Here is a 24,771-nt window from a genome sequence, read left to right on the forward strand (position 1 = left end):
GTAGCTCATGACGCGGCCAGCAGGCCATCGTTCATTTTTACGAATTCTTTATTCCTCGACCCCACCCTCGATCTCGTTCCTTTACAGCCTCCCTGCCGACAATCACTCCACACGCGGCCCGACGCCGCACCACGGAGAAACCCCATGAATGTCCTGGACGGGGTGTCATTGCTACTGGCAGTGGCGCTGTTCATTTATCTGCTGGTTGCGCTGTTGCGCGCGGACCGGAACTAGGAGCGGTTATGCACGGTTATGACTATGGGCTGATCCTCGCCTTCTTCGCGCTGGTGCTGATTCCGGCTCCATTGCTCGGGCGGTTCTATTACAAGGTCATGGAAGGGCAGCGCACCTGGCTTTCGCCGGTTCTCGGGCCGTTGGAACGAGGCTGCTATCGACTGGCGGGTGTGGATCCGCAGGTGGAACAGAGCTGGCAGAAATACACCCTGGCCTTGCTCGCCTTCAATCTGGCGGGTTTCGTGTTGCTGTTCGCAATTCTCCTGTTGCAAGGGTACTTGCCGCTCAACACCGAGCAACTGCCCGGCATGGAATGGACCCAGGCCTTCAATACGGCCGTCAGTTTCATGACCAACACCAACTGGCAGTCCTACAGCGGTGAAGCGTCCTTGAGCTACCTGAGCCAGATGATTGGCCTCACCGTGCAGAATTTTGTCAGCGCCGCCACCGGCCTGGCTGTGCTGGTAGCACTGTGTCGCGGAATCGGGCGTAAATCGGCAAGGACCCTTGGCAATTTCTGGGTCGACATGACCCGGGCCACCCTCTACGGGTTGCTTCCACTGTGCCTGTTGTTGGCCTTGTTCCTGGTGTGGCAGGGCGTGCCGCAGACGTTTGCGCACTATGTGCACGGCGTGACGATGCAAGGGGCCGACCAGGTGATCCCGTTGGGCCCGGCTGCCAGCCAGATTGCGATCAAGCAACTGGGTACCAACGGTGGCGGTTTTTTCGGCGTCAACTCGGCGCACCCGTTCGAGAACCCGACGGCCTGGAGCAACTTGTTCGAGCTCGCTTCGATCATCCTGATTCCCGCCGCACTGGTGTTCACGTTCGGCCATTACGTCAAGGACCTGCGTCAGAGTCGGGCGATCATCGCCTGCATGCTCGCGCTTTTCTTGATCGGCGGTGCGACTTCGTTGTGGGCCGAATACCGACCCAACCCGGCACTGGCCGATGCGGCCGTGGAGCAGGTCGCACCGTTGGAAGGCAAGGAGGCGCGCTTTGGCACCACCGCCTCGGTGCTGTGGTCGGTGACCACCACGGCGGCGTCCAACGGCTCGGTCAACGCCATGCACGACAGCCTCAACCCCCTCAGCGGCATGGTCGCGCTGGTGAACATGATGGTTGGCGAGGTGATCTTCGGTGGCGTCGGGGCCGGGCTCTACGGGATGTTGTTGAATGTGCTGATCGCGGTGTTCCTGGCCGGCTTGATGATTGGCCGCACCCCGGAATACCTGGGCAAGAAACTGGGCGCCCGGGAAGTGCAGTTGCTGGTGGTGACCCTGTTGGTGATGCCCGTGAGCGTGCTGGTGCTGGGCGCCATCGCCGCAAGCCTGCCCGGGCCTGCCGCTGCGGTGAGCAACCCCGGCGCCCATGGTTTCAGCCAGTTGCTGTACGCCTACACGTCGGCAGGGGCCAACAACGGTTCGGCATTCGGCGGATTCGGTGCGAACACGCCGTTCCATAATCTGATGCTGGGCCTGGGCATGTTGATCGGCCGTTTTGGCTACATCCTGCCGGTGCTGGCGTTGGCCGGCAGCCTGGCGCTGAAGAAAACCGCCCCGATCGGCCAGAACAGTTTCCCCACCCACGGCCCGCTGTTCGTGACCTTGCTGACCGTGACCATTTTATTGGTGGGCGGCCTGACCTTCCTGCCGACCCTGGCCCTGGGCCCGATTGCCGAACACCTGAGCATGGGTTTCTGAGGATCCGATGATGAATATGCCCGCACCCCAAGCAGTCTCCACTCAGGCACCGCAAGCCGCGAAAACCGCCATCTCCGCGCTGTGGCGGCCGGCGTTGATACAAGCTTTCGTCAAACTCGATCCGCGACAGTTGCACCGTGCACCGGTGATGCTGGTGGTGGAGCTGACGGCAGTCCTCACCACTGTGCTGTGCTTTATTCCCGACAGTACCGTGCCGACGTTCGTTGCCGCGCAGATCGCACTCTGGCTTTGGTTCACCGTGCTGTTCGCCAACTTCGCCGAAGCCCTGGCCGAAGGGCGTGGTAAGGCCCGGGCCGACAGCCTCAAGGCGGGTAGCGAAGGCCTGAGCGCACGGCGCCGGACCGCCAATGGTTTTGAAGTCGTCCCCGCCACCCGTTTGCGCAAGGACGATGTGGTGCGCGTCGAGGCAGGGGAGATGATTCCGGGCGACGGCGAGGTGATCGAAGGCATTGCCGCGGTCAACGAGGCGGCGATCACGGGTGAGTCTGCGCCGGTCATTCGTGAATCCGGCGGTGATCGTTCGGCGGTCACCGGCAACACGCGGTTGGTCTCCGACTGGTTGCTGGTGCGCATTACCAGCAACCCCGGCGAGTCGACCCTGGACCGCATGATCGCCTTGGTCGAAGGTGCCAAGCGGCAGAAGACGCCGAACGAGGTGGCGCTGGACATCTTGTTGATCGGCCTGACCCTGATCTTTCTGTTGGTGGTGGTGACACTGCAACCGTTCGCCCACTTTGCCAACGGCAGCCTGCCACTGGTGTTCCTGGTGGCGCTGCTGGTCACGTTGATCCCTACCACCATCGGCGGGTTGCTGTCGGCCATCGGCATCGCCGGGATGGATCGGCTGGTGCGCCTGAACGTGATCGCCAAATCCGGTCGCGCGGTGGAAGCGGCGGGGGATGTGCACGTGCTGATGCTGGACAAGACCGGCACCATCACGTTCGGCAATCGTCGTTGTGCAGCGGTTCATGCCGCCCCTGGTGTGAGCATCAAGGCGCTGGCCGAAGGCGCGCTGTTGGCCTCGTTGGCGGACGACACGGCTGAAGGCAAGTCCATTGTGGAATATCTGCGGGCTTTGCATCCGCAGCCCGAGCCTGCCTTGCAATCGCTGACGGCGGTACCGTTCAGCGCTGAAACCCGTTTGTCCGGTGTCGATCATCAGGGGCGGATATACCGCAAGGGGGCAGTGGATTCGCTGCTGGGTTTTATCGGCCTGCCGCGCAACCAGTTGCCGTCGATGCTTGCCCAAGAGGTCGACAAGATCGCCCAGAGCGGCGGCACGCCCTTATTGGTGTGCGTGGACGGCAAGCTGCTGGGCGCCATCCATCTCAAGGATGTGGTGAAACCGGGTATCCGCGAACGTTTCGCCGAATTGCGCAAGCTGGGCATCCGTACCGTGATGGTCACTGGCGACAACCCACTGACCGCCGCCGCGATTGCCGCCGAAGCGGGTGTCGATGACGTATTGGCCGAGGCCACGCCGGAGAAGAAGCTGGCGCGTATCCGCCATGAGCAGAATGACGGTCGGCTGGTCGCCATGTGCGGCGACGGTGCCAACGACGCCCCGGCCCTGGCCCAGGCCGATGTCGGCATGGCGATGAACGACGGTACGCAAGCGGCGCGGGAGGCGGCCAACATGGTCGACCTCGACAGTGACCCGACCAAGTTGCTGGACGTGGTACAGATCGGCAAGGAACTGTTGGTGACCCGTGGAGCACTGACCACCTTTTCCATTGCCAATGATGTCGCCAAGTACTTCGCGATCCTGCCGGCTTTGTTCGCCTCGATTTATCCACAGCTCGGCGTGTTGAACGTGATGCACCTGACCAGCCCGCAGAGCGCCATCCTCTCGGCCATTGTGTTCAACGCGCTGATCATCGTCGTGCTGATTCCATTGGCCTTGCGCGGCGTGCGGGTGCAGGCGGCGAGCGCGGCGGCGTTGCTGCGGCGTAATCTGCTGATCTATGGCCTGGGTGGGATCGTGGTGCCGTTTGTGGGAATCAAGGGGATTGATGTGTTGTTGACGGCGTTGGGGCTGGTCTGAGCCTACCTCTATATGTCCGGTAAAACGAGTGAGCATTGTGGGGCTGCTGCGCAGCCCAACGGGGATGAATCCCCTCGCCACAAATGTGTTTTCAACTGAGGATTTTGGAATGTTCAGATTAGTTCGCCCGGCCTTGAGCCTGCTGCTCCTGATGACACTGATCACCGGAGTTGCCTATCCGCTGCTGGTCACGGGCGTGGCGCAAGTTGCCTTTCCCGTCCAGGCCAACGGCAGCCTTGTCGAGGGAGCCGACGGCAAGGTGTGCGGTTCATTGCTGATCGCCCAGGACTTCCAGGGGGATGCCTGGTTCCATCCACGTCCCTCGGCTGGCACCTTCGCCACGGTTGCCAGCGGCGCGAGCAATCTTTCCCCGAGCAATCCGGCCCTGGCCTCGCGGATAATCGATGATGCTCACAAGCTTTTGGTGCCAGGTCAGGGGCCGGTGCCGCTGGCGCTGTTGACCACTTCCGGCAGCGGACTGGATCCGCACTTGCCACCGGCAGCGATTGCCTATCAACTGACGCGAGTCGCCGCGGCGCGCAATCTGCCGGTCTCGACCTTGCAGCAGTTGCTCGACACTCACATCGAGCAACCTCTGGTGGGGCCGCCAGTGGTGAATGTGCTGGCGTTGAACCTGGCGCTTGAGAAACTCTGAACCTGTGAGGACGCTTTCGCGAGCAAGCCCGCTCCCACACGTTCAGCGCAATTATCTGTGGGAGCGGGCTTGCTCGCGAAGGCCTCGGAACACTCACTGCATCAATATCTGAAAGCAAGAGAACCACACCATGAGCGACTCCGGCCGCGCCGATGCCCTGTTAGCCAATCTGCCCCGCGCTGGCCGTGGTCGGCTCAAGGTCTTTCTTGGCGCGGCGCCAGGTGTCGGCAAGACCTTCGCCATGTTGCAAGCGGCCCACACCCAGTTGCGGCAGAACGTGAAAGTCATCGTCGGCGTGGTGGAGACACACGGTCGCGCTGAAACCGAAGCGCTGCTCGGTGGCCTGGTGCAGCAGCCTTTGGTCCGCTCCGAATACCGTGGAGTGATGCTCGAGGAAATGGACCTCGACGGTTTGCTTGCCGCCCGGCCAAAGCTGGTGCTGGTTGACGAACTGGCCCACAGCAATGCTCCCGGCAGTCGCCACGCCAAGCGCTGGCAAGACATTCAAGAGCTGCTTGCTGCCGGCATCGATGTCTACACCACCGTCAACGTCCAGCACTTGGAAAGCCTCAATGACCAAGTGCGTGGCATCACCGGGGTGCAGGTTCGCGAAACGCTGCCGGATTGGGTTCTGCAGGAAGCCGATGAACTGCTGCTGATCGACCTGCCGCCCCGTGAATTGCTGGAGCGCCTGCGCGATGGCAAGGTTTATGTGCCAGAGCAGGCCCGCGCGGCAATCGATGCTTTCTTCACCCAGACCAATCTGACGGCCCTGCGTGAGCTGGCGATGCAGACTGCCGCCGCGCAAGTGGACAATGATCTGGCGCTGGGCTATCGGCAACTGGGGCAGGCCGCCCCGGTGGTGCGGGGGCGGTTACTGGTGGGGGTAGACGGCGATGCCCAAGCCGAGCGCCTGGTGCGCCATGCCAGCCGCGTCGCCCAGCGTCGGCATCTGCCGTGGAGCCTGGTGCATGTGGACAACGGTGGTGCCCGGGACGAGGCCTCGCGCCAGCGCCTGCAAAGCGCCCAGCAACTGGCGGAGCGTCTTGGTGGCGAAGTGGTGTTGTTGCGTGCCGGCGAAGTGGCCAGGACCCTGGTCCAGCATGCCATCGAACGTCGAGCCACTCTGCTCCTGGTAGGGCAGTCCCGACCTCGTTTGCGCAGACGATGGTTCGGTGGCGGCCTGGCCTCACGCCTGTTGCGCGATGCCCGGGGGCTGGAGATCAATGTACTGGACAGTGAGGAACAACTACGTCCCGCCCGCGTTCACTCAAGTCGCGTCCAGACCGGCTTCGACTACGTATTGGCGTTGCTGGCGACCGTGGCGGCCAGTGCGTTGGCCTGGGGCATTTCGGGGCTGCTGGAGTTACCCAATATCTCTTTGGTGTTTCTGATGGCGGTCTTGCTGGTGGCGGTGCGCAGCAGCCTCGGCCCGGCGTTGGCCTGCGCGGCGCTGTCGTTTCTGGCCTATGACTTTCTGTTCATTCCGCCGAATTTCTCCCTCACCATCCAGCGCGACGAAGACGTGCTGACGCTGGTGTTCTTCCTGCTGATGGCGGCGCTGACCGGCAACCTCGCCGCCCGCCAGCGTCGCCAGTTGCAGGCGCTGCGCGACACCCAGCAGGAAACCGGCGAATTGCTCGATCTGTCCCGCAAGCTCACGGCTGCCACTGATCGCCAGGCGGTGATCAGCGCCGCCACGCAGCACTTTAACGGTTGGCACGACTTGCAGCTGTGCCTGCTCAATCGAGATGGCCAGGGGGGCTGGAAGGTCGAGACCGCCGAGCCGCTGACGTTCGTCGAGGCCGAACGCGCGGCGGCCGACTGGGCCTGGCAACATGACCAACCGTCCGGCGCCGGGACCGGGACGCTGCCGTCCGGACGTTGGTGGTGGTGGCCGTTGTCGGTGGAAGGTGGACCGCTGGCGTTGCTGGGCGTGCGTTCGAAAAACGACAGCCCCTTGAGCGGTCAACGCCGGCGCTGGTTGGCGGCCCTCAGCCAGCCCCTGGCCCAGGCGCTGGCCCGGGCGCAACTGGCTCAGGACCTCGAAGCGGCGCGCTTGCACGGCGAGACCGAGCAACTGCGCAGCGCCTTACTGGCCTCGGTGTCCCACGATCTGCGCACGCCGCTCACCGCCATGCGTGGCAGCATCGACAGCTTGTTGGCGCTGGGGGAGGCGATCCCGCTGGCGGATCGTCGCGAATTGCTCGAAGGCACCCGCGATGAGGCCGAGCGTCTGGACCGCTACATCCAGAACCTGCTGGACATGACCCGTCTCGGCCACGGTGCCCTGAAACTGGCGCGGGACTGGGTGGCGCCGGCCGATATCGTCGGCAGCGCGTTGAACCGCCTGAGGGCGGTGCTGGCGCCGCTAATGATCAGCGTCGAGGTGCCCGACCGATTGCCATTGCTGCATGTCCACGCGGCGCTGATCGAGCAGGCCTTGGTGAACGTACTGGAAAATGCCGCGCGTTTTTCGCCGGCTCACGGGCGCCTGCAACTGAGCGCAGGCACGACGGACAGTGACATGTTTTTTGCCGTGGCTGATGAAGGGCCTGGGATCCCCGAGCAAGAACGGGAGAAAATCTTCGACATGTTCTACACCGCTGCGCACGGCGATCGGGGCGGGCAGGGCACGGGGTTGGGGCTGGCGATCTGTCGGGGCATGGTGGGCGCCCATGGCGGGCGGATCAGCGTAGGCGATGGCATCGACGGGCGCGGCACCTGCATCACCCTGCATCTGCCGTTGCAGGCACAACCGGGCATGGACGATGAAGCCTGAGCCGGTCTAGGTTATTCTCAGCCATTGATTTCAGTGAACGGACCCCATGAGCCAGACCGCGACCCTCCTGGTCATCGATGATGAACCGCAGATCCGCAAATTCCTGCGCATCAGCCTGACCTCCCAGGGCTACAAGGTACTGGAGGCCGGTACAGGGGCCGACGGCCTGGCCCAGGCTGCATTGAACAAGCCTGATCTGCTGGTGCTCGACCTGGGCCTGCCTGACATGGATGGTCAGCAGGTGCTGTGCGAGTTCCGCCAATGGTCGACGGTGCCGGTGCTGGTGCTCTCGGTGCGGGCCAGCGAAGCCCAGAAAGTCGAGGCGCTGGACAACGGCGCCAACGATTACGTGACCAAGCCGTTCGGCATCCAGGAGTTCCTGGCTCGCGTCCGCGCTCTCTTGCGCCAGGCGCCGGCAGGCGAGGCCCGGGAAGCGGCGCTGACGTTCGGTCCGTTGACGGTGGACCTGGCGTATCGCCGAGTACTGCTGGACGGCGTCGAAGTGGCGCTGACCCGCAAGGAATACGCCGTGCTGGCGCAACTGGCGCGGCACCCCGGACGGGTCATCACCCAACACCAATTGCTCAAGGATATCTGGGGCCCGACCCACACCGAGGACAGCCACTACCTGCGCATCGTGGTCGGCCACCTGCGGCAAAAACTGGCCGACGATCCGACTCGTCCCCGGTTCATCGTGACCGAGGCGGGGGTGGGGTATCGGTTGGTGGGAGAGGGTGGGCTGTAGCTCATCTTCGCCAGGGCGATTGCCTTCGCGAGCAAGCTCGCTCCCACATTTGAATCAAGGCAGGACACTCGTTAGTGAACACAGCTAGTTCAATGTGGGAGCGAGCCTGCTCGCGAAGAGGCCCGAACAGCCACCGAAATCTCAGTTCTGCTCACTCTCGTACCGATCCAGGGTGTCGCTGGCAATCTCCCTCCCCAGGGCGATCAACTCCGGCGCCTTGTAAAACTCGAAGAATCGGCACACCCGTTTTGGCACGTTGATCAGTACGTCCGGGGGATACCCGGCGATCTTGTATTGGGCCAGCGAAGTTTGCATCACTTCGAAACTCTGGTTGATCAAGTCCAGCAACGAGGCCGGGCCGACGTTGTCGATGATGAACGAGCCGGTGGCGGACCTCGGTGCGCCTTCGGCCTCCGGCGCCGCGGCCGGTTGTTGGCCTTCGGGTTCGACGGATTCGAGCCAGGCGTTGATGTCGGCGGCCTCGGCCTTCAATGCTTCTTGCTCCAGCAGTAACAATTGCTCGGCCTGCTTGCGCCGAAACGGCAACTTCGATCCCAGGGAGGTGATGAGGTTGTCGAATCGACTCTTGAATGCGGCGGGACGTGGAATCACCGGCAGGCTGTACTGCCGCTGGTTGGTGGCATTGAGGTTGACCGCGATGATCAGATCGCAGTGGCTGGACACCACCGGCACGATCGGCAGCGGATTGAGCAGGCCGCCGTCCACCAGCATGCGATTGCCTTGCATCACTGGCGTGAACAGGCTGGGAATGGCCGCCGAGGCGCGCATCGCCTGATGCAGGCAACCCTCCTGGAACCAGATTTCCTGTTGGTTGGTCAGGTCCGTGGCCACGGCAGTGTAAGGGATGCGCAGGTCTTCGATATTGAGTTCGCCGACGATCTTGCGAATCTGTCCGAAGACTTTTTCACCGCGGATCGCACCGAGGCGAAAACTGACATCCACCAGACGCAAAACGTCCAGGTAATCCAGGCTTTCGATCCAGTTGCGATAATCCCGGAGCTTTCCGGCGGCATAGATTCCACCCACCACGGCCCCCATCGAGCAACCGGCGATGCAGGCAATGTCGTAGCCGCGCCGTTCGATTTCCTCGATCACCCCGATATGGGCGTAGCCCCGTGCGCCGCCCGAACCCAATACCAATGCGACACGTTTTGTCATGACCCGGCCTCTTGTCGAACAGACTTCAACAATGCACTTATCGAGGGCCCGGCTCAATCGTTGTGGCACAGGCGTCGTTTTTTGACACGCTGGTGTGACATTTTTGTATGCTCGCCCACACTTGAATTAAGGCGGTCGGGCCAAGGCACTTTTCGCCTTTGCGACCGTCTTACCAGCACGACTGTTTGACCTGACTGAGGTGTAATGATGAAAGCCCGGAACTGCCTGCCCCTGATAGCATCCCTGATGGTTCTGGCCCTGGCCGGTTGCGCAGGCAAAACAGCTTATCGTGACAGCTGCGGTAGCCAGCTCGATGCCGCCTGGCATGAACTGGACCTTGCCAAGGCCGAAGGGTTTGCCGGTACCGTCAGCTATTCCAAGGCCCTGTCGCTGCTGACCGGTGCCAAGACCCAGCAGCAATTCGAGGCCTTCGAAGGCTGCTCCAAAAAGGCCGAGAAGGCGCGCTTCTACATCCGCGAGTCCCGCGCAGGAAGATAACGGCAGCGGCAAGTAGCAAGCGACAAGCTGCAAGAGAAGCACGCAACACACCTCTACTTGCAGCTTGAAGCTTGCGGTTTGAAGCTGCGTGCGGAGTACGCCCCCATGATCGATCGGCTGGTGGCCCGGATACTGGGCCTGGAAGTCCGCCTGTTGGCCTGCCAGGCCCGCTTGAGTGCCCATACCGACAGCGAAGCGCTGCATGACCTGCGGACCACGGTTCGCCGTTTGCGCAGCCTGCTTCGCCCGTTGCGCGGCTTGCCGGGTGTCGAACAACTGGAAACAGCTGCTTCGGCGGTCGGCACCCTGACCACGCCGTTGCGTGACCGTGAAGTGCTGGCGGCCTACCTTGAACAGCACGGCAAGACCGATGCGGCGCAACGGCGTCGGCTGCAGATGGCCGAGGCCTATCCCGCCGTGGCCGCGAGCCGGGAGGTGACGCAACTGTTGATGATCCTCGACGCATTTCCGCGCTTCATTCGCGCCGCCCAGCGCCAGGGCTTGCTCAAGGGATTGCGCAAACGCATCGAAAAACGCCTGAACAAGCAATGGAAAAAACTCGGTGAAGCGTTACGTGATCCGGCTCATGACCGCCACCGATTACGGCTGCTGATCAAGCGCGTGCGCTATGCGATCGAAGCCTACCCGGAGCTCGATCGCCTGCCGGAGGCGGCCATGCCGCGACTCAAGTCCGCCCAAGGCGCCCTGGGCGATTGGCACGACTGCTGGCAATGGCTGGCTCGGGCCGAGCAGGAACAGGATCTGCAACCCTGTGTACCGGTCTGGCGCACCACCATGACCCAGGCCGAAGCCAAGGCTGACAAGGTGCTCGATAAGTTGATTGCCAGCTGCTTCGAGAAGTCCTGAAGCCTACCCCTACCTCTCCCTGTGGGAGCGGGCTTGCTCGCGAAGGCGACATGTCAGTCGACATCAATGTTGGATGTGCCGGCCTCTTCGCGAGCAAGCCCGCTCCCACAAGGGAGGTTGCGGTGGATTCCCACGTGGCGGCCTATCTGTCAGCCTCTTTGGCCGGAATGAGCGCTGTGTCGTTTATCCCGGCTGGTTAAGATTCCTTCACCTTTCTCCCATGCCTTCGAGGTTGCCATGCGCTTTTCCGATTTGATCGATGCTGTGCGTCGTCAGCCAGACGCCGTGACCATCGCGCCTGAATGGGGCCAGGGCCGCGCCACTTTTGGCGGGCTGGTGGCGGCACTGCAGTATGAGGCGATGCGTGCACGGGTGCCGGCGGACCGTCCGGTGCGCTCGCTGGCGATTACCTTTGTCGGCCCGGTCGAACCGGACGTCCCCGTCAGTTTTGAAGTCGAGGTGCTGCGTGAAGGCAAGGCGGTCAGCCAGGTGCAGGGGCGCGCGGTGCAGAATGGCCAGGTGGTGACAGTGGTGCAAGGTAGCTTCGGTGCATCACGTTCCTCCGTGGTGGCGGTGCAGGCCGATCCCGCGCCTGAGTTCAAAAGCGTCGAGCACTGCCAGGAACTGCCATACATCAAGGGCGGCACACCAGAGTTCATGCGTCACCTGGCGATGCGCTGGAGTGTTGGGGGCCTGCCGTTCACCGGCAATAAATCCCGCAGCATGGGCGGCTGGGTACGGTTGCGTGGGGAGGTGAAGGAAGAGCCGCTCAATGAAGCCCACATCCTCGCGCTGGTGGATGCCTGGCCGCCCGCGCTGCTGCCTCACCTGACACAAATGGCACCGGGCAGCACACTTACCTGGACCATCGAATTCGTCCAGCCGGTGCTGGCGCTGACGACGTTGGACTGGTGCAAGTACCTGGCCGAAATCGAGCACGCCCAGGACGGCTACGGTCACGTCGCCGCGAAGTTCTGGAGTGTCGATGGTCGTCTGATCGCCATGAGCCGGCAGACGGTGACGATTTTCGGCTGAGGTACATGGGCGTTCAGTGAGGTTGACGTAACAGTCCCAGCGAGGCGAATACCGCGATGATGCCAATGCTGATGTCCGCCAGGTTCAGCTTGAGCGCGCCCGAGATGATCAGCAACGATGCGATGATGAGCAAGGGCGCGGCGATCAGCTGCAACACCAGATGGGTCGGGTTGAACGCGTGCCATTGCCAGCCTCCAAGGGTGGAGTGACGTTTGTGCATGATGCGGTTCCTTATTCCTGACATCGATTGATACAAGAATAGGTACGGCGGGGCAGTGCGGCGAATCGCGGTTGGCTATGGACGCGATAGGTGACTATGAAATCTCGCCACAGGAAAAGCTTGGCAGGTCCGGGTTTTTCAAAGCTTGAGCTGCCCGATCGCCTTGCTCAGTTCGCCCGCCAGGGTCGCCAGTTCATGACTGGTGGTGGCCGAATCCACGGTCTGGCGCACGGTGTTTTCAGTCACGTCGCGAATGCCCACCACCGCCCGGTTCATTTCCTCGGCCACCTGGCTTTGCTGCTCGGCCGCGACGGCAATCTGGGTATTGCTTTCGCGCATCTGGGCCACCGCCCCGGTGATCTGTGCCAGTGCCTCGCCGGCCTCGCGGGCCTGCTGCACGCAATCGTCGGCCTTGTAGGAGCTTTCCTGCATGAAGTCCACCGCGTTCTGGGTGCCCGCCTGTAGGGCTGACACCATGGTGGTGATTTCATCTGTGGAGATTTGCACCCGTTTGGCGAGGTTGCGCACCTCGTCGGCCACCACGGCAAACCCACGACCCATTTCCCCGGCCCGCGCCGCTTCGATGGCGGCGTTGAGAGCCAGCAGGTTGGTCTGCTCCGCAATGCTGTGGATCACACTGACCACGCTATTGATCTTCTGGCTGTCTTCGGCCAGGCGCTGGATCATTTCGGCGGTCTGCTGCACCCCGGAGGACAGGCCGGTAATTGACAGCTCCACCCGATTGACCACCTCGCGTCCATTGCCGGCCAGGGTGTCGGCGGCCTTCGACAGGTCGCGAGTGGCGCCGGCATGTTGGGCGATGTGATACACCGTGGCGGACATCTCATTGATCGCCGTCGCCGCCTGATCGGTTTCGCTCTGCTGCCCAAGCATGCCGTGGCGAACCTCGCTCATGCTCGAGGCCAATCGTGCCGCGCCACTGTCCAGTTGGCGGGCGGTGCTGGCCACGGTATCGACCACCCGTTGATAACCGGCCTGCATGGCATTGAATGCGGCGGCCATCTGGCCTACTTCATCCTCACAGGCCAGGGGAACGCGGGCGGACAGATCGCCGGTTTTCTCCACATGCAGCATCACGTCCTTCAGGGTGTTGAGCTGGCTCAACAGGAAGCGGATCAACAGCTGCGACGCGCCCAGCATGGCCAGCATCAATACGAATACCGCCACGGCGTATTGGCTGAAACGTTCGCCGAACACCTGGCTCAGGCTTGCACCCTGCGCCAGGACGGCAAGTTGTTGGCCGTTGCCGCGTTGTATGACTTCAGCGCCCAGCAACGGCTGATGACCGATGAGCGGCCTGAGATCCAGATCGACCCAGCCCTGCGCCTGCGCCAGTGAAGGCAACGACTGAGCGTTGAACGTGGGCGCCTGGCCTTGCTGGAAAGCCAGCAGGTTATCGGCCTTGGGCAGCGCTTGCCCGGCCGGCCAGGCGCTGAGCAGGCGCGCCTGGGCCTGGGCATTCTCCCGGGCCGCCTGATTGCGGGCCTGTTGTTCAAGCTGCACCGCGTAGAGCACGAGTAGCAAGGTGGTCACGAAGGCGACCGCGTTGACCGCCCAGAATTTGTATTTCAGCGAGATGTTGCTAAGCCAGGCACCCATGGAAGGTCTTCTCTGATAGCGGAAACAGTTTTGGCAAGGTGCCATTATTCTGCCGCTATTTCGGAGACTGAAGTTTTGATGTGGGTCAACAAGCAACGCAGTTCTCCTGTGGGAGCGAGCCAGCTCGCGATAGCGGAGTGTCAGCCACTGACTTGCAAGCTGACACACTGCTATCGCGAGCAGCTCGTCCCACAAGGGATATGGATTCAGGAGATCGTGGGCAACCCGAAAAACGCCCGCGCGCAGGCTGTGCTGTGAGCCGCCAGCTCTTCCTGGGTTTCACCCCGATGCAAGGCGATTTCCCGCAAGACTTCCGTCAGGTAGGCCGGCTCGTTGCGACCGTTCTTGGGTTTGGGGCGCAAGGTGCGGGGTAGCAGGTAGGGAGCATCACTTTCGAGCATCAGCCGCCCGCGAGGGATCTCGCGTACCAACGGATGCAAATGCGTGCCCCGGCGTTCATCGCAGATCCAGCCGGTGATGCCGATGTGCAGATCCAGGTCGAGGTAGTTGAACAGCGCCTTCTTCTCACCGGTAAAGCAATGCACCACCGCAGCCGGCAGACGGTCGCGGAAATCTCGCAGGATCTCCAACAAGCGCTGGTCGGCGTCGCGTTCGTGAAGAAAGACCGGAAGTTGCAGTTCGGCCGCGAGGGCGAGGTGTTCTTCCAGGACCTTCTCCTGTTGTGGGCGAGGGGAGAAGTCCCGGTTGAAATCCAGTCCGCATTCTCCCACCGCACGGATGCGGTTTTGCTTCAGCAGGTCCTTGAGGTGCCGGGCGCTGTCGGCGGTCCAGTCGCTGGCGCTGTGGGGATGGATGCCGGCGGTGGAGAACAGGCGTTCGCCGCTCTCATCCAGCTGTTGGCAGAGTTCAAGCGCCTGTTCGCTGCCCTCGATGCTGGTGCCGGTCAATACCAATTGGCAGACCCCCGCTTCATAGGCGCGCTCAAGCACTGCCTGGTGTTTGTCAGCGAAACTGGGGTTGGTCAGGTTGACGCCGATATCGATGAGTTGCATGGTGCTACCTCGGCCCAAAGGCCGGAAAGCATATCAGAGCTGTAGATTTATAAGAAAAGCCAAGAACTACAACGAGTTGAGGCTGTCTGTTGAGGCCACGAGACAGGTCGGGTTGGTATAAAAGCCATCGCTGTGCCAGTCTTGCGCACTTTTCAGCGCCCAGGTGCTCTGTTTCTGTCGACCCAAGCCTCTTTTTTCAGGAAGGCGGGGGCGCGGTATTCCTTCCGGAGAGTGGATGACACGTCCCCAGGTGTTGCTACTGCTGTGCTGCTCACTGCTGCTGCCGATGCCGGCCGAGGCACGGCTGCCTGGGCCGGTGCAGGCTGTGGCGCCGGGGACGGTGCGCGACTTGGCGCAGATCCGCAGCAGTCGCGTACTGAAAGTATTGGTCAACCAAAGCCGCAACAGCTCCGGGGAAGTCCAGGGGCAACCCATCGGCGTCGAATATCATCGTTTGCGGGCATTCGAACACTACCTCAACGGCCACGCCCGGGATGGCCAGGAAATCACCCTCAAGATCATTCCCAAGGCCAAGGACCAATTGCTCGGTGCCCTGCAGCGAGGAGAGGGCGACCTTGTCGCGCCGGGCGAATTGCTCGAGCCCCTGGCCAGTCACGCGGTCAGTGCCAGCGATCCGATTCGCAGCGGCGTGCCGCTGATGCTGGTGGGCATCAAGGGGGAGAAGCGCTACACCCGGGTGGAGCAGCTGTCCGGCAAAACCCTGGCCTTGCCCAACGGCAGTGCGGCGGGGGATGCGGTGGGCCAGATCAATCAGAAGCTGGCGCTGCTCAAGTTATCGCCGGTGAAGATCGAATGGGTCGACCCCACCCTGGCGGAGGAGGATGTGCTGGAAATGGTCCAGGGCGGGATTTTCCATCTGACCATTGTCGAGCAACCCATCGCCGAACGCTGGGGCAAGATCTTGCCCAAGCTGCGTTTCGATCGGCAGTTGCTGATCGGTGAGCCGGATAACGAACATTGGTTCGTTCGCCGCGACGCCGCCATGCTGAGAGCGAGCATCAACGGCTTCCTGACGACCTACAAGGCACCGTCCAACGAGGACGCGGCTTTCCTGCGCATCTACCGCCGTTTGTACCAGGTTCATTATCCGCTGGCCCGGGCCGACCGCCAGCGGCTGGAGAAGCTGCGCCCGGTGCTGCAAAAACATGCCGAGGCCCAGGATATGGACTGGCTCAACCTGGCGGCCCTGGCTTTCAAGGAATCCGCCCTGCAACCCAGCGCCCGCAGCGGTAGCGGCCCCACTGGGCTGATGCAGATCACTCCGGCGGCGGCTCAGCGGGTCGGGGTTGGCAACATTCAGAACCTGGACGCCAATGTCCAGGCCGGTGCGAAGTACCTGGCCATGATTCGCCGCAAGTTTTTTTCAAGTCCCAAGCTCAACGAGCGTGAACGCATGGCTTTTGTGCTGGCCGCCTACAACATGGGGCCCGAGCGCGTCCAGGGCATGCGTGCCGAGGCCCGGCGGCGGGGATTGAACCCCAACCAGTGGTTTTTCCAGGTCGAACGCATTGCCATGGAGCAGGTAGGAATGGCTGCCGTCAGCTACGTTAATAGTGTGAACAAATACTATCTGGCGTTTGATCGGGAGCGGGAGTCGTTGGAACCGAAGGAGCAAAAGGTTGCACTGCGCAAATGATCCAGTAAATAGATTTGTATGACGGATTTTTTGCGCTTTTTATATAAATTTAACTGATTAATATGGCGGCCAACCCCACACATTCCAAGGAAAATGAACCATGAGCTCCTTCATCAATAAAATCCTGTCTACCCGTGCCGGCTACGGCCTGACCGTCCTGCGCATCGCAGTTGGTGTCATTTTCGCGGCTCACGGCTCGCAGAAGCTCTTTGGTCTGTTCGGTGGCTACGGGCTGGCGGGGACCGCGCAGTGGATGGAAAGCATCGGCCTGACACCTGGTTACGTGATGGCCACATTGGCCGGTGGCACCGAGTTTTTTGCCGGGCTGGCATTGATCGTGGGCCTGCTGGCTCGTCCGGCGGCACTGGGTCTGGCCTTCCTGTCTCTGGTGGCTATTTTCTCCGTGCACATCGGCAACGGCCTGTTCATGGCGAACAATGGTTATGAATTTGCCCTGGCGTTGCTGGCCGCGAGTATTGCGGTACTGATCGAGGGCGCCGGCAAGCTGTCGATCGATCGCGCCATCGCCGGCTGATCACCGAGTCGAACCCTCGAAGGCCCGTCTGGTACGGGCCTTTTTTGTGAATGCAGATTCTTGACACTGGCCCGTCGGCTTCTCTAGGATGCTGCTCATGCGCCGATTTAAACAGCTACTTGCGGGGCGCCAGGTGACTCACCCAGTCATCGTCAGAGGCCTGAAACAGGCTTCGAAATACCGCTAAAGCGCTGGTTCGGTGTTGCCTCTCACCTGCCATGCAGACTTTTTGAGGCAGAGACACGACACGATGAATGCACCCAGCCCCCTTGTACGTCTTGCGCCGATCACGGCGAGTCTTCAACGCAATCCAAAAATCATCTTGGGCGGTACCCATCAGCCAACGCTGTTGCGTTATCTCGACGGCTGGCCGCGGCGCAGCCACGGGCCCGCAGCGTTCCTGATTCAGTTTGTCGAAGATGGCGAGTCCCTGGCACGTTTCGCCAACGACAGCTTCGATCTGGCGGTCATCCAGTCGCCCAGCGCGGCGGATGCTCCTGAAATGATCCGGCAGTTGACCCGCGTGGCGCGGCAAGGGCTGATCACCCGGCGCTGAGGCTGCCTGCCTTGGCCAACGCCTTGAGGCCGTTGGCATGCATGCAGTTGAATACAATCCGGCTGCGGGTCGACCAGTCAGTGTTGATGATGTAGAAGCGCTGAATATAGCTGCTACTGTCCCTGGACTCGAACCACTCATCTATCTTTTTACTGAAGTCATCGGGAAGATGAAAGGGCAATGCGTATTTGGCGCATTGTATCGAGCGCAGTACGAAGTCGGGTTTATGCCTGGCCGATTGCTCATCCATGAATGCCTTCAAGGCAGCGGTGGAGTTCAGGTTTTTACCGCTCCATTGATGCTCCACACCTTTCCAGTACTTTGCCCTGACGTGGTGATTGTAGGAAATCACAACGGTTCTCTCCGGACGATGGGTCCATATATCTTCCAGCGTTGAACGGCGCCACTTCCGAGGGATCAGCCGTTGTCCGATTTTCGAATCGATCAGGCTGTGCAACTCCTGGTGGATGGCCCGGTTGAAATGCTTGAATTTATGAAAGTTCAGGATAACGATTTCCTTTGCCCTCGTGGCCTTGTACTCGGGGTCATCGTAAAAATCATTTAACGGAGCCAGAACGTCACCGCCCACCGTGCGTCCAGAAGAGGCGTGGTGAAACAGTTGGAAGCGCTTGTCACTGCCGACGGGGGCGTTGGCGGAGAACACCACGCGCAGGTCGAGCACGCGAAAGCCTGCCAGGATCTGTTCGATGATCGGTACGTCCTGGGTTTTTTCCTGGGGCAGCGTAGGGTTGGGGGCTTTTTTGTCCGCGCCGGAGTCATGGGTGCCGGGCAGAATCAGTTCGTCGATACGCAGTTTGTATAACTGGGGGGTGTTGTACATCCAGCAGTCCAATCCATGGTGGGTAGCCTTCATGATTATTCATCCTTGAATAATATTTTGAGCGAAAGGCGCGAGGCAGCGCGCGCCGTTCATTCTGCGCAGCGCTGTCATCTTGTCAAAGGATCAAGTTTGCTGGGATGTTTCGAGGCGGACGGGTCTTATCGGCGGGTCATGGATAAGTGATGTCCACGACATAGACCAGCTTCTCGCCTGTCGGTGTTTGCACCCTGACTTCAGCGTCCAGTGCCTTGCCGATTAGTGCCCGCGCCAGCGGCGAATCGATGCTGATAAGGTTCTGTTTCAGATCCAGCTCATCGGGCCCGACGATACGATAGCGGGCCTCGTTACCGTCCTCATCCTCGACCGTGACCCAGGCGCCGAAATACACCTTGTTCGGGTCGCTGGGTTTTTCGCTGACAACTTTGAGTGCTTCGAGGCGCTTGGTGAGGAAACGGACGCGGCTATCGATTTCCCGAAGCATTTTCTTGCCGTAGGTGTATTATAACCCCACATCAAAACATACTATTTATCCCCTAAACCCCATCTTTTCCTCAAAAAAAACCCTTCCTTTTTTCAGAGAGAGCATGAATAGTACCTCTAACTACATAATATCTAGTATGCGAAAATGGCCTACGTACTGAAGGTAAAGGCGAGGTACCGGAACGACAAAACGGGTCGGGAAGTTAGATTGCCTGCACTTATTACTGAGAGCGGGTTGCTGATTTCTCATCTGAGATACCTGGCGACCAAGCTCCACAAAGGACAGTCTTGGCGAGACACATTGCCTGCATTGACCTGATCGGTCGGCTTGAACACGGCATTCCGATTTAACGACTCGTCCTCCGTCAAATGAACTCCATGCCATAGAGAAGTGCCCTGAATTGTCGAGAGGTGATCTGATGATGCTCAAGATTCTGGACTTGCTGGCCGCAGACATCGACGAGCATCCGAAACGATTGAAGGCTGTCGATTCAGCGCATGCTCGCCCACATCAACTCTGCGGTTCAGTAATCTCGCCTTACGAAACAGTGGTCTTCGTGACGCTCGACGAGTTTGGGTTTGGAGCAACGCTAAACTGACCTTCCTCCACAATGCGCTCGATAGCGAAACTTGAATAGGGTAAGCCCTGCGATGATCGCACTATGAACAACTGACCTTTGACGGAGTGGGGCAACAGCTTTTTACTAGACCACAGCGGATTTCCGCCGCCCTGGTGAGCTGTTTGATGAGTGCTAAGGAGGCTTTTCTGACCTCCGGTGAAAGATTCGCGATCATCGCGCTCTCTTCGGCTACAAGGTCGATTCGGATTTTCTGATAAAGCTCTTCACCCGCTTCTGTGGCTCGTATCTGAATGGCCCGTTTATCTTCCTGATCAACAGATCGCTCGACGTAGCCTTTGCGTTCAAGAGTATCGATGACCCGACTCGCCGTGCTTTTATCAAGAAACATTTCCTCCGCCAATGCCTGCATTCGTAATGGCCCCTGTTTGATCAGCGTCTCTACGGCGTAGCACTGAGTGACGGAAACGTCATAGCAACAGATTCGGTCTCTGTCTCTAAATTGATAGACGCGTACGAGCTGATTCACTGCCTCAAATAGATTTTCAGCATCACTGATGAGGTCGGTATCGGTGCACTGGGTCATAAATTTCTCTTCTGTTGTTACTACCAACAGTAGCTTTCAAGGGGTTTAGCTGCAACCACCAATACGGGGGTTGACATTTCTCAAATTGGATCCCTATATTAGTTGCAGGTACCAACAAACGTGTTCGGCGAGGTCGATTGATCGCCAATTGATTCTGGCTTAGGGGGGAGGTGTAGAGATTTCTAACCGAATCCTCCGCAAAAAATAACAGAACGAATGCTGGAAAACCCATCGTGCATGGGCCGGTAGAATCGTCGGAAAATCATGTCACTTCCTGCAGTCTGCCGATTTTCGACCTCATGCTGGGTTGTTTTGAATACGCAGAAAACGTGCCCCTAGCGTAATCGCTGGGTAGATCATCGAATCGTGCAAGGAAGCGATCATGTCCGAATTGGAACTCAGTGCCCAGTCCGCCCCCTCCTCAATTCGTAGCTCGATAGCCAAGGCTTTCTCCCTTCCGTTCCCTGTTTTTATGATCGTGTTGACTGTCGCTCTGGGGTTAGTGGGCGGGCTGGGGAACAGCGAAATAGTCTCTGTGTTGATCACAGGATATGGGAACAACCTCGGCTACTTTTGCATTGTGCTTCTCAGCGCCTTCTACCTTGCTGCCTGGTTAAGTCATGGACAGGATCTTTACCTCGGTAAGGCAGGGGTCGTAATGTCTCCGTTAATGGGGGCAGGGATGGTATGCCCTGACACCGCATATGCGGCCCTATCTCCGTTGGCTGGTCGTTATAGAACCGCGATCGCGGTCGGCAGCTACAGTGGCTTCAAGTTGTTGATACCTGCCGGGCCGCTGATAATCGGCCTCGGTGTGGGGGCAAACGTCGAAGATCATCGATTGATTGTGCTGGGTCTAATCCTGATGGTGACGACTTTTGTGGCGGGCATGATTTGGCTCCGCTTGGTAGGCGACCATTCGGATGCCATAGAAGCCTCCCCGAGCGAGGGTAGGGACTTTCATTGGTCTAGTTCGTCCAGGCTACTGTTTCCTCTCGCATTGCTATTTGCGCTTTTGTTCACTGGCTACTTCGGTAAACTCTCCACAGTTCCGATCATTGGTTTTTTTACCGCTCCAGCCGGTGCACTTCTGACATCAGCTATTGTGGCTTACCTGCTGACTAAGCAAGAAAACCGTAAGCCCATGCTTGATTCAACAATCAGAAGAACAGCTAATCTTCTATTTATAATTGGTTGTGCGTCCGCGCTAGGGCACATGCTTGCGCGTGTTGTGCCTGCCGGATATGCCGTCGAAATAGTCACGGGTGTAAAGTCCGCATCGCTAATGTTGATCGGGCTGTTTTCAGTTGCGGCTATTTTTAAGATCATAAATGGATCATCCTTGGCAACATTTTCAGCCCTTCCTCCGATACTCGCCCCTGTCTTGGCTAACACAGGAATAGACTTGATACCTGTTGTGTATGCGATCTGCCTGGGATCGTTTGTAGCCATTTTGCCTAACGACAGTTTTTACTGGTTAGTGCGAAATGACGCATTTGCGAATGGCAGCACCATAAATTATGTAAAAACAATAACAGGCGCCTCGATCTTTCAAGCTTTTATAGGCCTCTGTGCCTTGTGTGTGATAACCGCCCTATCTTTCTAGCAAAACAATAAATGCTGCCTCCTGATCTTGTTAGGAGGCACGTACAGTTGTGTCGGAAATTACTTGCAATGTATGAGTTGTATGGATATTAACCTCAATTGCGTGGGGGTATGGAAATGAAATTAATAGTGGCAACAACATTTGAAGGTGGTTACCAACCTCTTACCGCGATATCTGCGGCTACGGCACTTATCGATGCAGGTTTTGATGTGCAGTTGGTTGATGTCTATGTGGAGGGGCTAGTCGAGTCGATGTTTTCTGACGCGGATATAGTTTGCATTTCTGTTCCGTTATTCGATTCGTTGCAGGCGGGTATACAACTTGCGGATAAAATCAGTGAGTGGAATCCTAAAGCGATAAAGGTTTTCTTCGGCCAATACGCAACCATCAACGCCGAACGTCTTACTGGCAAATATAGTGAATACACCATAGTAGGGGAATGGGAAGTTCCTCTGGTGAACCTGCTAAAAAGGCTCAATGGCCAGGATGCCAGCCTGGCGGGCATAGTAGATATCAAAAAGCTTGAGTCGAAGGAAATAGTCGTTCCCTTTTTAGAGAGAAACAATTTTCGATTGCCGAAGCGTGAGATAGCGCCTCCGCTCTTTAAGTACCCTCAGCCCCAAATCGATAAACTTCTCGGTTCGAAACAGATCGTAGGTGGTATTGAGGGAACCCGTGGGTGCCATCATAAGTGTACGTATTGCTCTGTCTACGCTGCTTACGACGGTAAAGTGTTGATGGTGTCTAGTGAGTTAGTAGAGCGAGACACGGATGCGTTAGTAGAGCAGGGGATGACTCATCTTACCTTTACTGATGCGGATTTTTTTAATGCCAAGCACCACGGCTTAGCCATAATGCGCAGACTGCATGAGAAACACCCAGGTCTGACATATGATTTCACTACGCGTGTCGATCATATACTGGAAAATAAAGAGACCATCAAGGAAATGGTTTCTTTGGGATTGGCATTCATTACCACCGCGCTTGAGTTTCCAAAACAAGAAGTATTGGATCAGGTTGTAAAGGAAATGGATATGGATATGATCGAAGAGTCCATTGCCTTTTTGCTTTCGCTGAATATTAAGGTTAATCCCACCTTTATTATGTTCAACCCTTGGGTGGGGCTGGAGGATATCGCAGGATTTCACGATTTCGTCGAAAGGAATCAGCTGGCAGATATAGTCGACCCGATTCAATATGAAACCAGGCTCCATCTCTACAAAGGTTCGCCGCTGCTTCAGAATGAAAGTGTTAAGAGTTTAGAACTCGAAGAGCACGAGTTTCATTTTGACTGGAAACATCCTGATAGTCGACTGGATACGTTGTATGCCCAAAGTCTGACTCCAGTTGAAGAAGGAGTTTTCAAACGCTGCTGCCTCAAATGCTAACAGTGGACTTTGGTGAGTTATGAACAAGTCGCTCGCGCTGCGCCAAGCAGCTTTGAAAATTGCAGGTCAAGGGGTTGGTGGTTTTGATCTGAGTCTACAATCCAACTGGCGGGAGACGCTGGAACCCCTTGTCGGAAAATTTATTTGTTCGGCGTTGAGCCCCATGCTGGTAGGGCATAAGGGAAGTGAGGAGTTACAAGTTGCAATACGGAACCTACAGCCAGGTGCTAAACCGCTTATAGCCGAGCCAGCAGTTGATTGGAGCGAAAATCCTCAGGTTGCCGATGAGTTATTGCGCTCGTCCAATATTGCGGACTATCACGACCTGATTCGCTTGCAAAAAGAGATCAAGCGTCTTTCAAGCGAGAATCCTCTTGCCAAGTCAGAAAATCATGACAGGCTTTACGTCTGCTTCACTCTGAATGGTGTTGAGCCCAACGAAACGAAAAAGTTACTAAGTGAGTGTTACCGGGTACTAAATCGAAACGGTACGTTGATGATGCTGGTACTCTTGGCTGACGAGCGTCATGATCGATTGGAGATAGGGCCTGTAAGATCATATCCAATCGTACAAGCCCCTACTGAATCTGCTATCTCCGAACTGCTGGAACAGGAAGGCTTTCATGGTATTACTTACCATCAATTAAGCGATCTTCCTCTGCAGATCACCAATGGTGTCGAACTTAAACCTTTCGTGATTAATGCTTATAAAGGGAAGTCCGGGCCTTGTTTCGAGCAGGGGCATGCCGTCTTATATCGTGGCCCCTGGCTTCAGGTCTGTGACGATGACGGCCATGTTTATCGCAGAGGAGTGAGAACCGCCGTTTGTGCTAAAACCTATAACCTCCTATTAAGAGCTCCCTATCAGGGGGAGTTTGTCGGCCTGCCTTGTTATAACGCACCTCCATTAGAGAGAGCTCTTTTATTCGACTGCAATACGCCAGCGATACGAGATCCTGCTGTCACAAAGGGTGTTAAGCCTTTGACTGATCAAGGGAGTTGCTGCGCATCAGATGATGGAAATTGTTGTTAGTGGTAGGCACTCAAATCTCAAATCAACGGACGAAAAAGATAAGGGCGTTTTATGGCTATCGCACAGAAAATAAAGTGGTCGTTGGTAATGGCGCTGATGGCAGTAGCAGCAGCAGTTTATGTGAGTAAGGCCCATACAACCCAGAAGGTCAGTGAAAAAATAGTAATATCAGGTTCCAGTACTATAGCGCCTCTGGTCGCAGAAATTGCGAAGCGCTACGAGCGTGATAATGCTGACGTTCAAATTGATGTTCAATCAGGTGGTTCCTCCCGAGGGGTTGCGGATGCTCGTAGCGGTCTCGCAGATATTGGAATGGTTTCGCGTGATCTAAAAGCATCAGAGCGTGAACTTACTGACTACCCGATAGCCCGTGACGGCATCGCAGTCATTATCCATAAGTCGAACCCCATTCAGGAATTGTCGAAAGAGCAAATACGAAATATCTATCTTGGACAAATAACCAACTGGAAGGAGCTTGGTGGGGCGGATATGCCTATCACGGTTGTCAACAAGGCCAGTGGGCGCTCTACCCTGGAACTGTTTGCGGAGTTCATGAATCTTGAACCGGCAGATATCAAGGCAAATATCGTAATTGGTGAGAACGAACAGGGTATAAAAACCGTGGCGAACAGCCCTGGCGCGATAGGGTACGTTTCGATCGGAACCGCAGAATACAGCGAGCGTTCAGGAACTGCGCTTAAATTGATTTCACTGGGAGGGCAGGTGCCCTCTACACAGAATGTAGCCGACAAGAAGTATGATCTTTCCAGGACACTTAATTTAGTGACGAAGGGGAAGCCCAGTGTCGCAGTGTCGCATTTTATTGACTATGTCCAGTCAGCCGCAGTAAAAGATCTGGTTGAGGAGCAGTACTTTGTCTCCCTTAAGTAGAAAC

The 24,771-nt window shown here is 58.1% G+C and carries 23 protein-coding genes and 1 pseudogene; 17 read left to right on the forward strand and 7 right to left on the reverse strand.

Translation table 11 applies throughout. The features are described 5' to 3' along the window. Positions 1 to 144 precede the first annotated feature (144 nt). From kdpF to FBY02_RS10905, 6 genes are all read left to right on the forward strand, one after another. Complete coding sequence (gene kdpF / locus FBY02_RS10880) at positions 145 to 234, forward strand: K(+)-transporting ATPase subunit F (protein WP_033033323.1); 90 nt, start codon at positions 145 to 147, stop codon at positions 232 to 234. An 8-nt stretch (positions 235 to 242) separates the two neighbouring features. Then, entirely contained in the window at positions 243 to 1,937 is a 1,695-nt protein-coding gene (kdpA, locus tag FBY02_RS10885) for a potassium-transporting ATPase subunit KdpA (RefSeq protein ID WP_144927163.1), read from the forward strand. A 10-nt stretch (positions 1,938 to 1,947) separates the two neighbouring features. After that, complete coding sequence (gene kdpB / locus FBY02_RS10890; RefSeq protein WP_144927166.1) at positions 1,948 to 4,002, forward strand: potassium-transporting ATPase subunit KdpB; 2,055 nt, start codon at positions 1,948 to 1,950, stop codon at positions 4,000 to 4,002. Positions 4,003 to 4,111: 109 nt separating this feature from the next. Then, positions 4,112 to 4,657: a potassium-transporting ATPase subunit KdpC gene (gene kdpC / locus FBY02_RS10895; RefSeq protein WP_144927169.1), complete on the forward strand. Its 546-nt coding sequence runs from the start codon at positions 4,112 to 4,114 to the stop codon at positions 4,655 to 4,657. 130 nt (positions 4,658 to 4,787) lie between these two features. Continuing rightward, positions 4,788 to 7,439, forward strand: coding sequence for a sensor histidine kinase KdpD (locus tag FBY02_RS10900; protein ID WP_144927172.1), 2,652 nt, complete (start codon positions 4,788 to 4,790; stop codon positions 7,437 to 7,439). A gap of 46 nt (positions 7,440 to 7,485) precedes the next feature. Further along, entirely contained in the window at positions 7,486 to 8,184 is a 699-nt protein-coding gene (locus FBY02_RS10905; protein ID WP_144927175.1) for a response regulator, read from the forward strand. 141 nt (positions 8,185 to 8,325) lie between these two features. Here the strand turns inward: FBY02_RS10905 and FBY02_RS10910 are convergent, their stop codons facing one another. Beyond that, on the reverse strand, positions 8,326 to 9,363 hold the full coding sequence (locus FBY02_RS10910) for a patatin-like phospholipase family protein (RefSeq protein WP_144927178.1): 1,038 nt from the start codon (positions 9,361 to 9,363) through the stop codon (positions 8,326 to 8,328). Between the two features lie 207 nt (positions 9,364 to 9,570). On the opposite strand from FBY02_RS10910, the gene FBY02_RS10915 reads away from it, so the two are divergent. The 3 genes from FBY02_RS10915 to FBY02_RS10925 all read left to right on the forward strand — a co-directional run bounded on the left by FBY02_RS10915 (position 9,571) and on the right by FBY02_RS10925 (position 11,763). Next, positions 9,571 to 9,861 (forward strand): hypothetical protein, encoded by a 291-nt coding sequence (locus FBY02_RS10915; RefSeq protein WP_144927451.1) that lies wholly within the window; start codon positions 9,571 to 9,573, stop codon positions 9,859 to 9,861. A 105-nt stretch (positions 9,862 to 9,966) separates the two neighbouring features. Next, complete coding sequence (locus tag FBY02_RS10920; protein ID WP_144927180.1) at positions 9,967 to 10,728, forward strand: CHAD domain-containing protein; 762 nt, start codon at positions 9,967 to 9,969, stop codon at positions 10,726 to 10,728. 237 nt (positions 10,729 to 10,965) lie between these two features. Continuing rightward, positions 10,966 to 11,763: an acyl-CoA thioesterase II gene (locus FBY02_RS10925; RefSeq protein WP_144927183.1), complete on the forward strand. Its 798-nt coding sequence runs from the start codon at positions 10,966 to 10,968 to the stop codon at positions 11,761 to 11,763. Between the two features lie 13 nt (positions 11,764 to 11,776). On the opposite strand, the gene FBY02_RS10930 is transcribed toward FBY02_RS10925, so the two are convergent. The 3 genes from FBY02_RS10930 to FBY02_RS10940 form a co-directional block, all read right to left on the reverse strand. After that, positions 11,777 to 11,983 carry a hypothetical protein gene (locus tag FBY02_RS10930; RefSeq protein ID WP_178115353.1) on the reverse strand — a complete coding sequence of 69 codons (207 nt, stop codon included), beginning with the start codon at positions 11,981 to 11,983 and terminating at the stop codon, positions 11,777 to 11,779. 138 nt (positions 11,984 to 12,121) lie between these two features. Next, a complete protein-coding gene (locus FBY02_RS10935; protein WP_144927187.1) occupies positions 12,122 to 13,603 on the reverse strand; it encodes a methyl-accepting chemotaxis protein in 1,482 nt (493 codons plus the stop codon). Positions 13,604 to 13,809: 206 nt separating this feature from the next. Beyond that, positions 13,810 to 14,616: a TatD family hydrolase gene (locus FBY02_RS10940; RefSeq protein ID WP_144927190.1), complete on the reverse strand. Its 807-nt coding sequence runs from the start codon at positions 14,614 to 14,616 to the stop codon at positions 13,810 to 13,812. A gap of 235 nt (positions 14,617 to 14,851) precedes the next feature. Between FBY02_RS10940 and FBY02_RS10945 the strand changes: the two genes are divergently transcribed. The 3 genes from FBY02_RS10945 to FBY02_RS10955 all read left to right on the forward strand — a co-directional run bounded on the left by FBY02_RS10945 (position 14,852) and on the right by FBY02_RS10955 (position 17,364). Beyond that, positions 14,852 to 16,273, forward strand: a complete 1,422-nt coding sequence (locus FBY02_RS10945; protein WP_144927193.1) for a transglycosylase SLT domain-containing protein — start codon at positions 14,852 to 14,854, stop codon at positions 16,271 to 16,273. A 100-nt stretch (positions 16,274 to 16,373) separates the two neighbouring features. Beyond that, positions 16,374 to 16,808 (forward strand): DoxX family protein, encoded by a 435-nt coding sequence (locus FBY02_RS10950; RefSeq protein ID WP_144927196.1) that lies wholly within the window; start codon positions 16,374 to 16,376, stop codon positions 16,806 to 16,808. Between the two features lie 250 nt (positions 16,809 to 17,058). Further along, entirely contained in the window at positions 17,059 to 17,364 is a 306-nt protein-coding gene (locus FBY02_RS10955) for a hypothetical protein (protein WP_144927199.1), read from the forward strand. Here FBY02_RS10955 and FBY02_RS10960 read toward each other — a convergent pair. Together FBY02_RS10960 and greB are read right to left on the reverse strand one after the other, a co-directional pair. Then, positions 17,351 to 18,238: a hypothetical protein gene (locus FBY02_RS10960; RefSeq protein WP_144927202.1), complete on the reverse strand. Its 888-nt coding sequence runs from the start codon at positions 18,236 to 18,238 to the stop codon at positions 17,351 to 17,353. The genes FBY02_RS10955 and FBY02_RS10960 overlap by 14 nt on opposite strands. A gap of 136 nt (positions 18,239 to 18,374) precedes the next feature. Next, positions 18,375 to 18,704, reverse strand: a pseudogene (gene greB / locus FBY02_RS10965) (transcription elongation factor GreB); the annotation flags it as partial. Between the two features lie 400 nt (positions 18,705 to 19,104). Here greB and FBY02_RS10975 point away from each other — a divergent pair. Next, on the forward strand, positions 19,105 to 19,284 hold the full coding sequence (locus FBY02_RS10975; protein ID WP_144927205.1) for a hypothetical protein: 180 nt from the start codon (positions 19,105 to 19,107) through the stop codon (positions 19,282 to 19,284). A 61-nt stretch (positions 19,285 to 19,345) separates the two neighbouring features. Here the strand turns inward: FBY02_RS10975 and FBY02_RS10980 are convergent, their stop codons facing one another. Further along, positions 19,346 to 19,849 (reverse strand): MarR family winged helix-turn-helix transcriptional regulator, encoded by a 504-nt coding sequence (locus tag FBY02_RS10980; RefSeq protein WP_144927208.1) that lies wholly within the window; start codon positions 19,847 to 19,849, stop codon positions 19,346 to 19,348. 382 nt (positions 19,850 to 20,231) lie between these two features. On the opposite strand from FBY02_RS10980, the gene arsQ reads away from it, so the two are divergent. From arsQ to FBY02_RS11000, 4 genes are all read left to right on the forward strand, one after another. Next, positions 20,232 to 21,455, forward strand: a complete 1,224-nt coding sequence (gene arsQ, locus FBY02_RS10985) for an arsinothricin export permease ArsQ (protein WP_144927211.1) — start codon at positions 20,232 to 20,234, stop codon at positions 21,453 to 21,455. Positions 21,456 to 21,571: 116 nt separating this feature from the next. Further along, positions 21,572 to 22,843 (forward strand): arsinothricin biosynthesis radical SAM protein ArsL, encoded by a 1,272-nt coding sequence (arsL, locus tag FBY02_RS10990; RefSeq protein ID WP_144927214.1) that lies wholly within the window; start codon positions 21,572 to 21,574, stop codon positions 22,841 to 22,843. A gap of 19 nt (positions 22,844 to 22,862) precedes the next feature. Continuing rightward, entirely contained in the window at positions 22,863 to 23,876 is a 1,014-nt protein-coding gene (locus FBY02_RS10995) for a hypothetical protein (protein ID WP_144927217.1), read from the forward strand. 51 nt (positions 23,877 to 23,927) lie between these two features. Continuing rightward, entirely contained in the window at positions 23,928 to 24,767 is an 840-nt protein-coding gene (locus FBY02_RS11000; RefSeq protein ID WP_218570565.1) for a phosphate ABC transporter substrate-binding protein, read from the forward strand. The last annotated feature ends 4 nt before the right edge of the window (positions 24,768 to 24,771 follow it).

The sequence above is a fragment of the Pseudomonas sp. SJZ078 genome, from assembly GCF_007828255.1.
In the GTDB taxonomy this organism is placed as follows: domain Bacteria; phylum Pseudomonadota; class Gammaproteobacteria; order Pseudomonadales; family Pseudomonadaceae; genus Aquipseudomonas.

Bases quoted from the DNA above. Each gene is read 5' to 3' on its own strand.
- kdpF (WP_033033323.1), top strand. From the start codon at position 145: ATGAATGTCCTGGACGGGGTGTCATTGCTACTGGCAGTGGCGCTGTTC.
- kdpA (WP_144927163.1), top strand. From the start codon at position 243: ATGCACGGTTATGACTATGGGCTGATCCTCGCCTTCTTCGCGCTGGTG.
- kdpB (WP_144927166.1), top strand. From the start codon at position 1,948: ATGAATATGCCCGCACCCCAAGCAGTCTCCACTCAGGCACCGCAAGCC.
- kdpC (WP_144927169.1), top strand. From the start codon at position 4,112: ATGTTCAGATTAGTTCGCCCGGCCTTGAGCCTGCTGCTCCTGATGACA.
- FBY02_RS10900 (WP_144927172.1), top strand. From the start codon at position 4,788: ATGAGCGACTCCGGCCGCGCCGATGCCCTGTTAGCCAATCTGCCCCGC.
- FBY02_RS10905 (WP_144927175.1), top strand. From the start codon at position 7,486: ATGAGCCAGACCGCGACCCTCCTGGTCATCGATGATGAACCGCAGATC.
- FBY02_RS10910 (WP_144927178.1), bottom strand. From the start codon at position 9,363: ATGACAAAACGTGTCGCATTGGTATTGGGTTCGGGCGGCGCACGGGGC.
- FBY02_RS10915 (WP_144927451.1), top strand. From the start codon at position 9,571: ATGAAAGCCCGGAACTGCCTGCCCCTGATAGCATCCCTGATGGTTCTG.
- FBY02_RS10920 (WP_144927180.1), top strand. From the start codon at position 9,967: ATGATCGATCGGCTGGTGGCCCGGATACTGGGCCTGGAAGTCCGCCTG.
- FBY02_RS10925 (WP_144927183.1), top strand. From the start codon at position 10,966: ATGCGCTTTTCCGATTTGATCGATGCTGTGCGTCGTCAGCCAGACGCC.
- FBY02_RS10930 (WP_178115353.1), bottom strand. From the start codon at position 11,983: ATGCACAAACGTCACTCCACCCTTGGAGGCTGGCAATGGCACGCGTTC.
- FBY02_RS10935 (WP_144927187.1), bottom strand. From the start codon at position 13,603: ATGGGTGCCTGGCTTAGCAACATCTCGCTGAAATACAAATTCTGGGCG.
- FBY02_RS10940 (WP_144927190.1), bottom strand. From the start codon at position 14,616: ATGCAACTCATCGATATCGGCGTCAACCTGACCAACCCCAGTTTCGCT.
- FBY02_RS10945 (WP_144927193.1), top strand. From the start codon at position 14,852: ATGACACGTCCCCAGGTGTTGCTACTGCTGTGCTGCTCACTGCTGCTG.
- FBY02_RS10950 (WP_144927196.1), top strand. From the start codon at position 16,374: ATGAGCTCCTTCATCAATAAAATCCTGTCTACCCGTGCCGGCTACGGC.
- FBY02_RS10955 (WP_144927199.1), top strand. From the start codon at position 17,059: ATGAATGCACCCAGCCCCCTTGTACGTCTTGCGCCGATCACGGCGAGT.
- FBY02_RS10960 (WP_144927202.1), bottom strand. From the start codon at position 18,238: ATGAAGGCTACCCACCATGGATTGGACTGCTGGATGTACAACACCCCC.
- FBY02_RS10975 (WP_144927205.1), top strand. From the start codon at position 19,105: ATGATGCTCAAGATTCTGGACTTGCTGGCCGCAGACATCGACGAGCAT.
- FBY02_RS10980 (WP_144927208.1), bottom strand. From the start codon at position 19,849: ATGACCCAGTGCACCGATACCGACCTCATCAGTGATGCTGAAAATCTA.
- arsQ (WP_144927211.1), top strand. From the start codon at position 20,232: ATGTCCGAATTGGAACTCAGTGCCCAGTCCGCCCCCTCCTCAATTCGT.
- arsL (WP_144927214.1), top strand. From the start codon at position 21,572: ATGAAATTAATAGTGGCAACAACATTTGAAGGTGGTTACCAACCTCTT.
- FBY02_RS10995 (WP_144927217.1), top strand. From the start codon at position 22,863: ATGAACAAGTCGCTCGCGCTGCGCCAAGCAGCTTTGAAAATTGCAGGT.
- FBY02_RS11000 (WP_218570565.1), top strand. From the start codon at position 23,928: ATGGCTATCGCACAGAAAATAAAGTGGTCGTTGGTAATGGCGCTGATG.